General features: G+C 48.3%; 12 protein-coding genes. 4 read left to right on the top strand and 8 right to left on the bottom strand.

Annotated features, from left to right (window positions below; translation table 11 throughout):
* Positions 1–153 precede the first annotated feature (153 nt).
* The 5 genes from AC14M5_RS15900 to AC14M5_RS15920 form a co-directional block, all read right to left on the bottom strand.
* Positions 154–1,938: a hypothetical protein gene (locus AC14M5_RS15900; RefSeq protein WP_484030670.1), complete on the bottom strand. Its 1,785-nt coding sequence runs from the start codon at positions 1,936–1,938 to the stop codon at positions 154–156.
* Positions 1,939–2,081: 143 nt separating this feature from the next.
* Positions 2,082–3,296: a CpaE/TadZ family protein gene (locus AC14M5_RS15905; protein WP_484030671.1), complete on the bottom strand. Its 1,215-nt coding sequence runs from the start codon at positions 3,294–3,296 to the stop codon at positions 2,082–2,084.
* 28 nt (positions 3,297–3,324) lie between these two features.
* Positions 3,325–4,188 (bottom strand): response regulator, encoded by an 864-nt coding sequence (locus tag AC14M5_RS15910; protein WP_484030672.1) that lies wholly within the window; start codon positions 4,186–4,188, stop codon positions 3,325–3,327.
* 158 nt (positions 4,189–4,346) lie between these two features.
* Positions 4,347–5,630, bottom strand: coding sequence for a TadA family conjugal transfer-associated ATPase (locus AC14M5_RS15915; protein ID WP_484030673.1), 1,284 nt, complete (start codon positions 5,628–5,630; stop codon positions 4,347–4,349).
* A gap of 172 nt (positions 5,631–5,802) precedes the next feature.
* Complete coding sequence (locus AC14M5_RS15920; protein ID WP_484030674.1) at positions 5,803–7,224, bottom strand: NAD(P)/FAD-dependent oxidoreductase; 1,422 nt, start codon at positions 7,222–7,224, stop codon at positions 5,803–5,805.
* Between the two features lie 258 nt (positions 7,225–7,482).
* On the opposite strand from AC14M5_RS15920, the gene AC14M5_RS15925 reads away from it, so the two are divergent.
* Both AC14M5_RS15925 and AC14M5_RS15930 read left to right on the top strand, forming a co-directional pair.
* Positions 7,483–8,316: a hypothetical protein gene (locus AC14M5_RS15925; protein WP_484030675.1), complete on the top strand. Its 834-nt coding sequence runs from the start codon at positions 7,483–7,485 to the stop codon at positions 8,314–8,316.
* A gap of 90 nt (positions 8,317–8,406) precedes the next feature.
* Positions 8,407–9,141, top strand: a complete 735-nt coding sequence (locus AC14M5_RS15930; protein ID WP_484030676.1) for a lytic transglycosylase domain-containing protein — start codon at positions 8,407–8,409, stop codon at positions 9,139–9,141.
* Positions 9,142–9,284: 143 nt separating this feature from the next.
* Here AC14M5_RS15930 and AC14M5_RS15935 read toward each other — a convergent pair whose 3' ends face one another.
* From AC14M5_RS15935 to AC14M5_RS15945, 3 genes are all read right to left on the bottom strand, one after another.
* A complete protein-coding gene (locus AC14M5_RS15935) occupies positions 9,285–10,652 on the bottom strand; it encodes a sensor histidine kinase (protein WP_484030677.1) in 1,368 nt (455 codons plus the stop codon).
* Between the two features lie 76 nt (positions 10,653–10,728).
* Positions 10,729–11,406, bottom strand: coding sequence for a response regulator transcription factor (locus AC14M5_RS15940; RefSeq protein ID WP_484030678.1), 678 nt, complete (start codon positions 11,404–11,406; stop codon positions 10,729–10,731).
* Positions 11,407–11,448: 42 nt separating this feature from the next.
* Complete coding sequence (locus AC14M5_RS15945) at positions 11,449–12,120, bottom strand: RluA family pseudouridine synthase (RefSeq protein WP_484030679.1); 672 nt, start codon at positions 12,118–12,120, stop codon at positions 11,449–11,451.
* 117 nt (positions 12,121–12,237) lie between these two features.
* Here AC14M5_RS15945 and AC14M5_RS15950 point away from each other — a divergent pair, with 117 nt between their 5' ends.
* Together AC14M5_RS15950 and AC14M5_RS15955 are read left to right on the top strand one after the other, a co-directional pair.
* Positions 12,238–12,981: a MerR family transcriptional regulator gene (locus tag AC14M5_RS15950; RefSeq protein ID WP_484030680.1), complete on the top strand. Its 744-nt coding sequence runs from the start codon at positions 12,238–12,240 to the stop codon at positions 12,979–12,981.
* A gap of 233 nt (positions 12,982–13,214) precedes the next feature.
* The gene (locus AC14M5_RS15955; RefSeq protein WP_484030681.1) at positions 13,215–14,999 is read left to right on the top strand and encodes a hypothetical protein; all 1,785 of its coding nucleotides are present in this window, start codon (positions 13,215–13,217) and stop codon (positions 14,997–14,999) included.
* Positions 15,000–15,013 lie beyond the last annotated feature (14 nt).

The following is a 15,013-nucleotide window of genomic DNA, read 5'->3' on the forward strand; positions in this document are numbered from 1 at the left end:
AGGGGCGTTTGGCTTTGCGAGGCTTTCCGCTTTTACGTTTGCTTTTATCGAGACCCTGCCCGGCATCCAAAGGTAAATCCTTTTTCTCAGATTCATCTGGTGAATTTAATGACTTTTGATCATCGCTCATATTAACTCCTTGCCAATCAGTTTCTAAGGAAGCTCATTCGGAATATCAGGAGACGTGAATACAAAATCAACCTGAACCACCCCTTCTTCAGGCAGGTTGATTAATTGTTCACGATACAAACCCGGCAGGCTTACAATCGCATCCATGCGTGGCGGATATCCGGTCATATCGAAGATCACTTCGCCATCACGAGTTATGCCGGAGAGCATGACTCCATTGCGCAATAAAAGTTGAACATCGAGCCCATCCAAAAATTCAATTTCTTCAGGCAAACCATTTTCATTTGCATCCAAATACACCCGCACCCATACCTGCGCTTTTGAAGGGATTGCGGTAGGAAGCGGAATCGGGGTCTGCGTGGGAAGGAATGTTGGGGCAACCTGCAAGAGGTTTACAGCATCTGAATCCAGTAGATAGGCGTCAAATGAGATGAGCGAACCCCAGAAACCGTCTACGTATCTCTTGGTACCTTTACAGCCTATATATGACGATACATTCTCCCAATCCAAATCCAATAGCTCGTCATCATTTCTCGCGGCAATTACAGCATCGCGAACACAACTAAAACCACTATGATAAGTTGCCAGGGTGAATTTCCACAGATCGTCGTATTCAATGCCGGGTTTGCCCGGTAAATTCAAAGAATCGACCATTTGACAATTCGCGCGCAAGAGTTGCGCAATTAATGGAATGCTTTGATTTGCCTTGGCAAGATCGATACCATATGTGCAGCTTGGGCAATTGGCATCGATGGAATTTAGGATCGCACCGCGCACAACCGCTTGCTGGCTTGGTTCCAGGCTGGTATATGGCCGCGAACAATCTGAATACACACTGGGGCATACCTTGTTGTAATACTCCGGGTTGTGTCTTAGAAGAGCGTCAATGCCCAATTGGTTAACCTGCCCGAGCCCGATCTCATCGATAAAAAAACGTTCGTTCGACGGCCAATATTGGGATTCGTATTCGATCAAAATTTTTAATATACGGGGTGGTATCCCCACATCCAGGCCAGACGACCATATCTTAAAGTCATATTGATTCTGCCATTCGATCATTTTTTCATTCGCACGTTCAATTCCGCAGCCTGTTGGGTAATCCCGCCCGGGCCCTAACCCGCCTGCCGGGCAACTTTGTGCATCAACAATATGATTTACGATGAGGTGTGTCACCAGCAAATGCTGTATCTTGTCTGTATTAAGATGAAATGGAGATTCCGGGAACCTGGACCATGATTCCCCAGCTTCATCTTTAATTCCCCAAATATCCGAACATGAATCTCGGTATAAGAAAAACTGGCTCACCGAATCAATAATTACCAGATAACCGCCATCTCTGCTTTCCACCCGCACATGAGCAATGACCTCAGGGCTTTTTTGACCGGTGATGCTATATGAACTAAACCTGATGGTTGAGCTGCCAGATAAAGGAAGTGCGCACGGAGAATCTGTGCACACAAATTCCCGCAGGTTTTCATATCCCCTGATCTCCACGCTAATTCCCGGAACAGGCTCAAATGCCGTCAAAATGACGTAGGGCTGAGGCAGCAGGCCAGACGGTGCATGAATGAACGCTTGTAATTCCTGGTCCGCACCAATCCCGGAAATTCCGAAAGGTGTAAGAGTGCCGATTGACTCAACAACCAGTGTAGAAGTTGGGGTAAGGGTAGGGAATGAAATTGGAGTTTGCTGTAAAACTGACGGGCTACCGATCACATATACGGTGGCAGGAACGCCCAAAGAAAACCCACTACCAACATATGGTTCATCCGCAGGAACGCGTGCATCAGCCCGGGAGATTCCGATCATGAGAATACCTGACAAACTCACCGCAAGAATGAGAAAAAAAACAACAAGAGGTCGAATTGAAAGGTATTTCAAGGTTGGTTCTCGAAACCAATGAAATGCATTGCCTTAAACCTGAAAAGTGCGGCGTGAATAATGTCCTGATTTTATTTCTTGGCCGGGAGTCGATTGACCACCCGCTTCCAGGTTGGAGACGGGAGAGCTGGGGGCAGATTCTTATAGGTCTCATCACTCAATGCATAGGCCATGTCTTCGATCCTGGCAGAAATGGGTAATTCAGGGTTGCTCAAGATGAACGGCTCGCCAAAATTTATTGCCCTTATCACCTCTTCAGGATCATAAGGCAGTGTGTAAGCAACGGGAAAACCCAGCGCCTTTTCAAATTGTGTTTGTTTTATGCCGCTATGGTTGGTGGTCGAGTTCAATACCACCTTGATCTTTGTGTCGGAAAAGCCAAGCCTGTCGTAAATATTCAATGCATTTGCGGCTGCCCTCAAAGATGAAAGTTCCGGGGCCATTACAAGCAGGATATGGGTTGAAGCGTTAAGCAATTGGATTGCATTATCTGAAAAATCATGGGGGGCATCGATCACAACAAATTCGTTTTGTTGGATGAACTTCTCCAACAGTTTGCTCCAAAACTCATTCGAAAACGCATCAGCCGCCACCGGCAGTTTGGATGCGGCTGTGTAGTAAAGTCCGCTTTTATGAAGAATGGAAAGGTCATCGGATACAGAGTCATCGATGGACTCTAGAGGAAGATCTACATAGTTTTCGAGGGTTACACGCGGTGAGGCGTTTAACATCATAGCCACCTGCCCCGCGGTAATGACCGGGTCGATGATCAGCGTCCGCTTGGCCCAAAGTTGATATAAAGCCAGGGCAAGGTTTACGGTCAACGTGGAGCAGCCTACCCCTCCCCTTAAGCTATGCACTGAAACAATTGTAGACTTCTTGTCTTTATCAGCTTCCATCTGGCGCACGAATTTCATCGCGCTTCCGCGCCGTGCCAGGTTCCCCAGGCGGGCGATCAACTCTTCCAAGTCAAATGGCTTTACCAGATAGTCATCGGCCCCCAAAGCAAAGGCTTTTACTTTATCGCCCAGCTCATTTTTGCCTGTAATTACGATAATGGGGATAAGGCTGTAATCCGCAGTGGCGCGTAATCGTTGAATGATTTCAAAACCATTGATGTCGGGTAACTTCAGATCAACAATGATCACATCCGGGTTCTTGGCCGGGACGGCTGCCAGCCCCTCGTTACCAGTGCGGGCATAATCCAACTGGTAGCCGGCCTTCTCCATCTCCTTCACCATCATTTTGAAATACATCTGTTCATCATCGATCAGTAATACACGCATGGACGCTTCCTTTTCACACTGATTTACACTAAATAAATTTGTCTTTATCGTTGGAATGCTTTCTTAAGAAAGCCAATGCTTCCGTTCGCAGGTTTTGAATGCTAATATCGATCTCGTCGAGTTTTTGTTTGGCTTGATCATATTGGCTTTCATCAACAAATTCGTCAAGTTCGAGGGCTTTCCTTGAAAGTTCCATGGCGCCAAAATTTGCGGATAGTCCTTTCAAGTTATGGGCATGGTTGGAAAGATTGTGCCAATCACCAGTTTCATATTCGGCTTTTAATTCTTCGAATTTACCGGGCAGCGACAATATAAATTCATCCAGCAGCATTGTGTAATTTTCATGGTCACCAGCGAATCGTTTTACCGAGCCTTGCACATCAAGAATAAGTACCTTTGCAGGTTGATCATCATTGGTGCTGGTAGATTTTTTTGTGTCAACTGTTTTCTGATTCGTAAATGCAGTGAGCACTTCATAAAATTCTTCGATTTCAAATGGCTTCGAGATGACGCTGTCCATACCAGCCTGGATGCAGCGCTTATGTTCTGTTTCCAAAACCGCAGTCAGGCCGATGATCGCAAGGCGCTTCTCTCCGTCTTCCCATTTACGGATCTGCCGGGTTGCATCCAACCCATCCAGGAGCGGCATCTGGATGTCCATAAGAACCAGATCGAATTCGCCTGAAGTTGCCATCTGTACAGCCTCGACCCCGTTTGACGCAAACTTTACAACATGGCCGGTACGTCTCAAAATCAACTCCATCATTCTTTGATTCTGCATGTCATCATCAGCGATCAATATATTTAATCGATGCGCAGCTAATTGATCCAACTCATCTGGCTTGGATAAATCAGCGGCCTGCTTTTGGAATCTTCCGAAATCTGTAGTCATTGTTCTACATCGTCATCATATGTCAACTTGGTAGTCGGCCGAAAGTTTTTAGACGTATCTTTGGCTTTTCGGGGGCTAAGTCCCCGAAAGAGCAGGGAAAAGTTATAAAATTATTTTCGACGAATTACCTTACTTGGAAAACAGAAAACTACTCTGAATTAGTTTTGAAAGATCCTGGGATTCAAAGCAAGGCCGGCAGCTTCCAGATCGTGAGAGAACGAGGGACGCAAACCTGTAGCACGGAAAGTGCCCGTTATTTTTTTGTTTTCATTGAACCCGGTGGGTTGAAATTGGAATATGTCGGTCATTGTGATCACATCCCCTTCCATGCCCATTACCTCGGCTACCTGGGTTACTTTGCGTGAGCCATCAGGGAAACGATTCAAATAAACGATCAAATTAAGGGCGGATGAAATTTGCTTACGAATGGCAGTGAGAGGCAGATCGATACCAGCCATCAACACCATGGTCTCAAGACGTGAGATCGAATCTCGTGCGGAATTGGAATGTACCGTTGTCATTGAACCATCGTGACCTGTATTCATAGCCTGAAGCATATCCAGCGCCTCCCCGCCGCGGACTTCACCGACAATAATGCGGTCAGGGCGCATACGCAGGGAATTTCGAACAAGGTCGCGCACTGTCACCTCTCCCTCCCCGCGATAATCCGGGGGCTGTGCCTCAAGAGAGAGCTTATGGTATTGAAGCAATTTCAGTTCGGCAGAGTCTTCGATGGTCACGATCCGCTCACGGTCTGGAATAGAAGCGGCAAGTATATTCAAGAGGGTTGTCTTGCCAGAGCCGGTATTCCCCGCCACAACAATATTCAACCTGGCCTTCACACAAATGGACAGGAATTCGGCCATATTAGGAGTTAGTGATGACAGCTCAATTAACTGATCCAATGTCAATTTATCTTTTAAGAAACGGCGGATCGTGATGCAGGGTGAAATGGGCGAGGCGGGCGGGATGACTGCGTTTACGCGAGAGCCGTCAGGCAGGCGGGAATCAATAGTAGGGTGTTTCAGGTTTACGTATCGCCCGAGTGGGTTGATGATATGGTTGATCGCAAATCGAATATGGTCGTTGTTGTCGAACCTGGCATCAGTCAGAATGATCTCCCCGTTTTTTTCAATATAAATCTGATCCGGCGCATTCACCATGATCTCATTGATCTGAGGTTCATTAAAGAATTGCTCAATTGGGCCATAACTTGCAATATAAGAAAACAGATCATCGATCAGGGTTTTTTCGTCCGGCTCGGTTAAATATATCCCTAATTCTTTGATCGTAGTTGAGATGATATTTCTTAAAAGAATAGGATATCTTTCCCCCACCGGGGGCTCAACTTCGACCTTGTCATAGACGGCTCGCAAAAGTGTTGTTCGGTCAACCTCGTCAAGTGAAATTGGTGTCATCACGATTGAGGGTTTCTTAGCCATAGTGCCCACCACACCTTTCAATATTGTTAGGTCTGAATATTATAAAGTAATTAACATGATTATACAACCGATAAGTATTAGAAATTCGTATCAAAGGAAGGTGGGATGGCGTGAGAAGGCGTGACACACCACCCAGACCTTCGAGTTTTGCGAGGACTAGGAGATCTAGGTTTTACGAATCAAACCCCAGTCCCAAAACATCCAACGCCTTCAACCATAAATTTCTCTTCCCTGCATTTTGATCTGCCTGATTCAAAGACCAGCGCGTGAAGTTAACAATTGGAGACCGAAACGGCTCGGGCGGAAATGGAAATGGCTTTGATTTCACCATTTGCAGTTCAGCGCGTTCGGTCTTTATATTATCGAGCAAATCCAACATCACTTGCGCGCCGAAGCGTGAAGCACCTACGCCCAAGCCTGTGTAACCCAACGCATACGCAACATTGCCATGATAAGCCTTGCCCCAAAACGCTGTGTATCGCGAGCAAGTATCGATTACGCCGCCCCAGGCATGGGTGAAGCGGAGTCCTGTCAACTGGGGAAAAGTTTGGAAGAAGTGCTCAGCTAAACGGGCGAAAGAAGCGGGGCTATTTTCCAGATGCGGCGATACCTCGTTATTCCGATAATAAATCGCATCGTATCCACCCCATAGAACCCGTCCATCCGCAGTGGTGCGGTAGTAGTGGAATTGATTGCCGCTATCACCCACTCCCTCGCGCCCCTGCCAGCCAATCGCATCACGCTGATCTTTGGAAAGTGGCTCGCTCATCAGCACGTAATCGTAAACAGGCACAATATAAAATGAAAGACGCTTGAGCAACGGAGGAAAGGCATTCGTGGCAAGCGCAACCTTTTTTGACTCGACTTCTCCAAAATGAGTTTTGACGAGGACACGCTTCGCGTCGCGCCTCTCTTCCAATGCTGTCACCTGCGTGCCCTCAAACAAGCGGACTCCAAGCTGGAGGCAGGCTCTCCTCAATCCCCACGCCAATTGCGCGGGGTTGACCAGAGCCACAGAAGGATCGTAGATCGCAGCCAGATACGTCGGCGAATTGACTCGCGCTCGAACTTGTTCTTGATCGAGAAATTGAATATGCTCCCCATACAGCGCGGACCCTTCCGCCTCCTCACGAAGGCCCCCGATTTGATAGGGTTCATTGGCAACACTAAGTTCGCCTGAGCGAATAAAATCACAATCAATATTGTATTGCCTGATCGTAGATTCAATCCCATCGAGATTTTCATGACCCAATTGAATCAATTTGGAAAGTTCGCGAGGCCAGCGGTTCCTGCCGTTTTGAAATGAATGCGTCAGTGAGGCCGCCACAAACCCGCCATTACGTCCGCTTGCGCCGCTTGCCACATCCCTTGCTTCCAGCAATATGACATCATGGTTTGGGTCGGCTTGTTTGGCTTGCAAGGCGGTCCACAAGCCAGTAAAACCTGCACCGATCACCACCAGGTCGGCTTTGATTTTTGCAGTGAGGGGCAGAGTTTTCTCAGGCCGATTCGGGTCATCCAACCAGAAGGGCGTGAGGCTCACATCTGCAATTGCCTTCAAGCTTTCAGGGCATGGCGTGTTCGAGAAAAACATAAGGGCTCCAATTTCGCCCCCTCCGCCCCTGCCTTCGGCGGGGCACCTCCCCCAAATGCGACGAACTTCAGTCGCATTTGGGGGAGGCTGGGTAGGGGTCGAGTTCATAAGTTTTGTAAGTGTAACGAGGAAAACGGGAAAGAGTCAAATGTCACGAAAACCCAATATTTCCTCCTTGACCGTATAGAACATTCGTACTAGAATTTCGCCTATCAACTAGAACATCCGTTCTTCAACCTATTCGACAAGGAGGTCGAAATGAGTACATATCGTCGTAATCCACTTGGGGACGGTTTAAGAAACCTTTGGAACAGCCTCGTCCATAACAGAAAATTCAACCGTGGCGCGGCATGGGGCGTCATGATCGTCACCGCCCTGCTGGCGTTTGAAGTCTTCAACTTCAGCACCACACAATATGCCCTGCATGATATGCTCGGCGACTTGAAATTCGCAGGCTTCCGTTGGGCAACCATCCTCGCCATCGCCTTCTGTGGCATCGACTTTGCCGGCATCGCCCGCATCTTCACCCCGGAACAGGGGCGTGATGAACCCGCCGAAGTATATTATCTCTTTGGCGCCTGGCTATTGGCCGCAGGCTTCAATGCCACGCTCACCTGGTGGGGTGTTTCGGCTGCAATCACAAATAACGGTAATTTACATGCCACTGGTTCTTTGAGCGTAGAAACTCTTACCAAAGTCGTGCCGATCTTTGTGGCTGTCATGGTCTGGCTGGTGCGCTTGCTCATCATCGGCACGTTCTCACTCGCCGGTGACCGCATTTTCACAACTGCGCAATCCAACCAGGGTCAGTATCAGGCTCCGCGTACTTACAATAACCCGCAGCCGCAATCACGCCCATCCTATCAGACTCAGGCTCAACGCCCGGTGAATCAACCTGTCAACCAGCCTGTACTGCGCCCGGCTTCACAGATCAATCGCCCGGTCAACTCTACTACATCATCCTTCCGGCCTGCGCCCAAACCTACCACCACCTCGCAACAATCATCATTCATTCCACCTGAACCAACTTATCACCCTGTTTCCTACGGAGCACGCAGTTCAGATAACGGAGATCGTCACTACGACGCGTAAGTAAGCAGTTCATTAGTTCGGTTTCAAAAAACTTAATAAACTCATTTCGAGCCCGGGTCCTTTAGATGACCCAGAAAAGAGATAATTAGCATGCCCCGCGCTCGCTCCACAAAAACGTATCGGCACGTCACGCGAGCCGCTCCCCAATATGATGCAGGGAGCGGCTGTTTTTCTATCTTTACAATAGTGCCGTTCACCGTCATATTCATCACCGCAATTCTCGCCTCCTTTGCATGGAAAACAACTCCCTTGCTCATAAACCAGCCTCTTGTAGATTCATCCATTACGTTTGAATTTCCAGTGGATATCCCGCCCGATTCCAAATCAACAAGCATTTCCGTCATCTTTAGAATTGAAGTTCAATACTGGGCCGACTCAATCTCTGAGTGGGCTGCCGCTTCGAATCTTAACTCAAACCTGGTTGCCACCATTATGCAGATCGAATCCTGTGGAGATCCGCGTGCGGTATCTGGCTCTGGCGCCATGGGACTCTTTCAAGTGATGCCCTTCCACTTCATTGCAACGGACAACCCCTACAACCCGAACACCAACGCCGCCCGTGGACTGGCTTACCTAGTCCGCTCGCTCAACACCGCAAACGGTGATGCACGTCTCGCCCTGGCTGGTTACAATGGCGGCATTGGCGTCATTCAGCGCGGCGAAGCGACATGGTCTGCTCAAACGAAACGATATGTTCAATATGGTGCGCCAATCTATCAAGACGCAATTAGCGGACTTGAATCAAGCGCTGCATTGGATGAATGGTATTCAAGATATGGGGTTAGTTTATGCAGGCAGGCACATCAAAGATTGGGATTGCCGTAGGGACGTGTCACCTTGAGCGTAGCGAAAGGTCTCTCTCATCGAGGTGGAGATGCTCACCGCACTAGCGCGCGGCGCAAGTGTCAGGCGAAGAGCGCCCTCACATCGTCCCGATGCCCTTCGGGAGCATGACACAGTCAATTTACCTACTTCAAAATATTCATCCAGATCACGAACGTTGTCCCTTTCCCCTCTTTAGACTCAACCTTGATCTGTCCGCCGTGATGCTCTACGATCCAATGCGCAATGGACAAGCCCAGCCCAAATCCGCTGGTCTTTGAACGCGTGCGCGATTTCTCCGCGCGATAGAAACGGTCGAAGATATGAGGCAGATCCTCGGCGGGAATGCCCGGCCCTGTATCACGGACAATGATGCGCGCCTGATCACCCAACTTGGAAATGCTGAGGAAAATATCCCCGCCCGGCGGCGTATATTGAATGGCATTCGCAACCAGATTCAGGAAGACCTGTTTCAACCTGTCACGGTCCCCTCTAACCATCACCTGATCGATATCATTAAGATGGATGCGCACTTTGCTTCCCGCCAGGACGCGCATTTCGGTAAAGACCTCGGTAAATAAAAGATCCAATTCCACGGGCGCGAAATTCAAAGTAAGCTTGCCCGATTCCGCCTGGGCCAGCATCAGCAATCCACCCACCAAACGAGTAAGCCTGCCAGCTTCCTGATCGATACTGCTCAACGACTCTTCGTCTGCTTCCCTCATGCGGCGCATCAAATCCACATTGCCTTTGATGACTGTTAACGGTGTGCGTAGTTCATGGCTGACGTCTGCAAGGAAGCGCTGTTGTGAAGTAAACAAAGACTCCAAGCGTTCAAGTGTTTGATTGAACGAAACTACCAGGTCACCGATCTCATCTTCAGTTGCATCCTGATAAGGGATACGGCGTGAAAGGTCGTCTGCACGGTTGATCTGATCTACCGTCTCAGTGATGGCTTCCAATGGCGATAATGCACGCCCCAATACGGCCCATGAGCCCAGGCCCGCCAGCAAAACCGCCAGCACTGAAATAACAACCATGGTCGAAAGCAGATTGGTGCGCGTCACATCCACAACGGTCAGGCTTGCGCCCACTTGCAAAGTTCCGATCACCCGTTCACCCAATTGAAGCGGAACGCTCAACACCCGCAGGTGGGCACCCTCCAGGTAGGAATCTTCATACATGGTCAGACCAGCTTTCAGTCCGATGGGATCGAGGGCCTGGGTTAATGTCCCAATGCTGGGAGAGGTCGCAACGATTCTTCCATCTGGCCCCCAAACCTGCACATAAGCATTCGATGTCATATCCAACGGAGGCAGGCTGATGAGGCTCAGTTCCCCCACCGAATTGACTTTGGTGACCTGCGTTATATCATGCGCCACGCCTTCCAGCATGGTATCCACTTGATTGAGCAAAATTACGTTAACGAGAATATAAACCGCCGCACCAAAGATAAGCAAAATTCCACCCATGAAGGTTGAGTAAAGCAAAGTAAGGCGCAGACGAAGTGACATGAAAACCAGTGTAGTGCGATGAGTTTAAGATTTCCTGAGAATAAGAAAAGCGGCAGAACATCTGCCGCTTGTTTGGTTACGGATTTTCCCTCAGCACATACCCCACCCCGCGCACAGTATGGATGAGGCGCGGTTCACCCTCGCCTTCTAACTTCTGCCGCAGATAGCGGATATAGACTTCCAACACGTTGCTTTCACCGCCAAAGTCATAACCCCATACGCGGTCAAAAATTACTTCGCGAGTCAACACCTGCTTTGGATGGCGCAGGAACAACTCGAGCAATTCATATTCCTTGGCTGTCAGCGCCACAACGCGAGTGCCGCGCGAGGCCTGGCGCGAACCGGTATCCAGCGAAAGATCTGCAAATTTCAAAACGGGGATGCGTTCAGGCTGCGTACGGCGAAGCAAAGCGCGAACGCGCGCCAGCAGTTCATCCAGATTGAACGGTTTCACCATGTAATCATCTGCGCCCGCATCCAAGCCCTGGATGCGGTCCTGCACCGTATCCTTGGCGGTCAGCATCAGGATCGGAATCGAACCGCCCGTTCGCAAACGATGGCAGACTTCCAGGCCATCCATGCCGGGCAGCATCCAATCTAAAATTACAAGGTCGGGTGTGTGGTCACGCGCTGCGATCAAACCCATGCGACCATCAATGGCAGTATCCACTGTGTAGCCTTCATAAGCCAAACCGCGCTGCAAAAGTTTCAGAATAGCCTGATCATCTTCGATAATAAGGATTCGCTCATTCATGGCATTACTCCTATCCAAAATATACCATAATTTTACATCAGCTTATTTCTCTTTCAACATTTTCACAGCCAATTGAAAATCCTCTGGGTATTCCGCTCGAAAAGCCATCGCCTCATTTGTAACTGGATGCGTGAACTTTAGTGAATAAGCATGAAGCGCAGGGCGCGCGATAATTTTCGTTTCAGGCGCACTATAAAGGACATCGCCCAAAAGCGGATATCCCAACGCATATGCATGGACTCTGATCTGATGCGTTCTCCCCGTCATTGGCATCGCCTCTACCAAAGCCGACGCTTGATAGCGTTTCAGGATTTTGAATCTCGTCTCAGAGCGGACTCCGTTTTTGTCATCCACCATGGTGCGGTGCTTGTGGCCGACATTCACACGCAAGGGAAATTTCGTAACCTTCTCATCCCATTTTGGCAGGCCATTGAGAATGGCATGATAAGTTTTCTCCACTTGATGTTTTTCAAACTGGATGTTCAACGAGCGATGCGCCTCGGCTGTCAACGCAAAGACGATGATGCCGCTGGTGACCTTGTCAATACGGTGCACCACCCAGACTCGCCCTGAGCCAGTCGAAGGGTTGCTAAATTGTTCTTCAAGCATTTTGACAAGATATGTCGCTTCCTTATCCCAACCCTCAGGCAGAACAGAAAGCCCCGCGGACTTGTTGACTATTAATATATGTTCGTCTTTATAAATAATATCCATACTTGAATTTAACCACAGAAATCCATTTAACAAACCTATCCGTTTTCATCCCTGCATCCGTTCCAAATCCGATGAAGCCCTTGACATTAACGTTACGTCAGGGTTTATAGTAGCGCCATGTTCACTGTAAAACAGCTCTCCAAACTGGCGGGTATCACACCCCGCACCCTGCATCATTATGATGACATTGGACTCCTCAAGCCATCCCGCGTGGGCGATAATGGCTATCGCTACTACGGCGAGGAAGCCGTACTAAGGTTGCAGCAAATTTTGTTCTACCGTGAACTGGATATTCCACTCGACGACATCAAGAAGATCATGGGACGCCGTGATTACGATGTGATGGGTGCGTTGCAAAGCCACAAGGAAGCTCTGAGCAAACAGGCCGCGCGCATTAATCGCCTGATCCACACAGTGGACAACACAATCAATCATTTGAAAGGAAACAATATCATGAGTGATAAAGCATATTTTGAAGGGTTTAGCGAAGAGGAACAGGAGAAATACGCATTGGAAGCAGAACAGATTTATGATCCTGAAAACGTCCGCGAATCCAACCGCAAGTGGAAATCCTATTCTGCCGCAAAGAAAGAAGTGATCATGGCGGAAGGAAAAACCATATACATGGACATGGTGGCCGTGATGCCAAAAGGTGCGAACAGCGCCGAGGCACAAGCAATCGTCGAACGCTGGCGCAAGCATATGGATTATTTCTGGACGCCAAACCTGGAGCAACTGATGGGTCTCGCCAATGGCTACAACGACGACCCAAAATTCAGGGCTAATTTCGACAAGATGGATCAGCGCCTGGCCGAGTTCATGCGGGAGGCAGTGAAGGTCTATGTGAAAAGTAAAAAGTAGTAAGAATGGCGACTCGAACGGGTCGCCATTCTTTTATTATGGTGTCTGTTGTTTGCACTTGAGTTGGTTTCGGATACTGATCAACGCAAGCAGTTGTCCTCGAGCAACTAAATTAGCGAGAGGGGTTTATCATTACAAAGGGTCTTATGCAATCTGCAAAATGGAATTAGAATCGACAGGGTTTACCAGCCCCGATTTTTCGCCAGAAATCAGACTTGGTTAAGGAGGATAACATGTCAACCGATAAGCAAATCGAAAAGCCGACAATAGAGGAATTGCTTGATTCGTTAGCCGATGAATCACTAAAGCGATCACATAATAGTCTTAATATTTCCTTTAAACAGATGCTTGCCTACATTGACAAAGTTCGAGAGCCAATTTCCCAGGAAGACATCCAGTTTTTACTCAAAACTTATCGGGCGATGGCGGAAACATTCTATACTCAATATGAACATTCATTACTAATGGAAATCGCTGGGCAAAAAGCGGCGAAACAACATGCTGATGAGGCCATCAAGTCCATTGAAGGGCTTAGGGATCGCACCCCTGCAAAGATGACCCTGAGTGCCATGAATTCACTATTGGCTGGCGAAGGTATCAGGGCGGGTATGAAATATGAAGAGTTGACAAAGGACTTCCCTGTATTACTGCAATACGCCCTCGATAAACTCAGAAATGAATGGAAGCGTCTCGACGACATGGCGGTTGCAAGCCAGGCACTCATAAAAAACGAAAAACATTATCGGGCAATCAAAGCTGTAGGTGAAGTGGCTGCTCACTTCGTTGGGGTTGATGCGGAATGGACCGTGATCATCCCCGGTAATTCCTTCGCCCTATACTTTTTTACGTATCTTGAGAATTTTGCAGTGCTCACAGTACCCATCCACAGCCTGCACGCCCCCTGGGAATGGAGCATCTTTTGGCACGAACTGGCGGGCTATAAGGTGCGTCAATTGAAAAAGAATTCGACCATTGACGCCGTCAAGGAGAAGTTGACCGATATATATGATTTCTCCAAGGCCCTGGATCGAAGCGATAAGAAATTTTACGCCTTGCTGAATTCCTTAACACTCAATAACCCCTTTGGATGGAACTATCTGTATGAGTTATTTGGTATCCAGAGGTTGAACCTGGTTGATCTTGGCGGATTTGAAAACCAATTCGAGAGAGTATTAATTGAACTATTGAGCAAGGAAACACTCCATGCCTACGATCGGATTAAAGCACAGGGCTGGTGCGTGGGCTGGTACGAGGAACTTTTTGAAGATGCGTGGAGCGTTCTTGCCATCGGCGAACCATTCCTAAAATTTTTCGCAGATATTCTCCTCAGAAATTCCGCGAAGGATAATCGTCACCCGCCTGCGGAGGTTCGTTTACGCGTGGCAAGAGAAATATTGAGATTGCAAGACCCCGAAGGCCAGATGAAGGATGAGCCACGTGCTGAACTGATCGAGGAAATTACGGCCAAACAGATCCTCAGATTCATTACTTTGTTAGTGGCCGCCAGCCGCAAGTACAATAAAACGGATAAGCAAGACCAGCAGGTTTACGTCCAGAGTATTCGCGACGAATTATTTGCCATAGTAAAAAAAGAAATCCAATCATCGATAAACAGTTGGTCTGATGAATTTCTCAGCGCGAATAACCCTGCGCTCAAGGCCAAGAACAGCGCTAAAAAGTTTTTGGAAATCTTTTCAGATGATGATCTTGTACATTTGCTTTCCAGCCTGGATAAGCGCGAAATCGGGCAAATCAAGCCAAGTTATAGGGACTTGTTTAAAAATAGAAACTATAAGCAACTGCTTGAGATTCCCTTCTATGAAGCAGATTTTGGTGTATCAACTGTCCTGGATGTCTTCTATAAAACCAATAAAGTCTTTGTTGAGGCGAAACTAAGTTCCGTCCCGACCGATGTTGTTAATGGGAACGTTAGATATCTCAGCGGTGAGAGCCCAAGACACACCTCCATCGACTTTTGGAATGTAGCCGCCGCGCCTGATTTCAAAATCCCTCCTTAAGGCAAAATGGAAAC

The sequence above is a fragment of the Candidatus Villigracilis sp. genome (assembly GCF_057083605.1).

Coding starts and splice junctions, on each gene's coding strand:
- AC14M5_RS15900 (WP_484030670.1), bottom strand. CDS start 1,938: ATGATCGGAATCTCCCGGGCTGATGCACGCGTTCCTGCGGATGAACCA.
- AC14M5_RS15905 (WP_484030671.1), bottom strand. CDS start 3,296: ATGCGTGTATTACTGATCGATGATGAACAGATGTATTTCAAAATGATG.
- AC14M5_RS15910 (WP_484030672.1), bottom strand. CDS start 4,188: ATGACTACAGATTTCGGAAGATTCCAAAAGCAGGCCGCTGATTTATCC.
- AC14M5_RS15915 (WP_484030673.1), bottom strand. CDS start 5,630: ATGGCTAAGAAACCCTCAATCGTGATGACACCAATTTCACTTGACGAG.
- AC14M5_RS15920 (WP_484030674.1), bottom strand. CDS start 7,224: ATGTTTTTCTCGAACACGCCATGCCCTGAAAGCTTGAAGGCAATTGCA.
- AC14M5_RS15925 (WP_484030675.1), top strand. CDS start 7,483: ATGAGTACATATCGTCGTAATCCACTTGGGGACGGTTTAAGAAACCTT.
- AC14M5_RS15930 (WP_484030676.1), top strand. CDS start 8,407: ATGCCCCGCGCTCGCTCCACAAAAACGTATCGGCACGTCACGCGAGCC.
- AC14M5_RS15935 (WP_484030677.1), bottom strand. CDS start 10,652: ATGTCACTTCGTCTGCGCCTTACTTTGCTTTACTCAACCTTCATGGGT.
- AC14M5_RS15940 (WP_484030678.1), bottom strand. CDS start 11,406: ATGAATGAGCGAATCCTTATTATCGAAGATGATCAGGCTATTCTGAAA.
- AC14M5_RS15945 (WP_484030679.1), bottom strand. CDS start 12,120: ATGGATATTATTTATAAAGACGAACATATATTAATAGTCAACAAGTCC.
- AC14M5_RS15950 (WP_484030680.1), top strand. CDS start 12,238: ATGTTCACTGTAAAACAGCTCTCCAAACTGGCGGGTATCACACCCCGC.
- AC14M5_RS15955 (WP_484030681.1), top strand. CDS start 13,215: ATGTCAACCGATAAGCAAATCGAAAAGCCGACAATAGAGGAATTGCTT.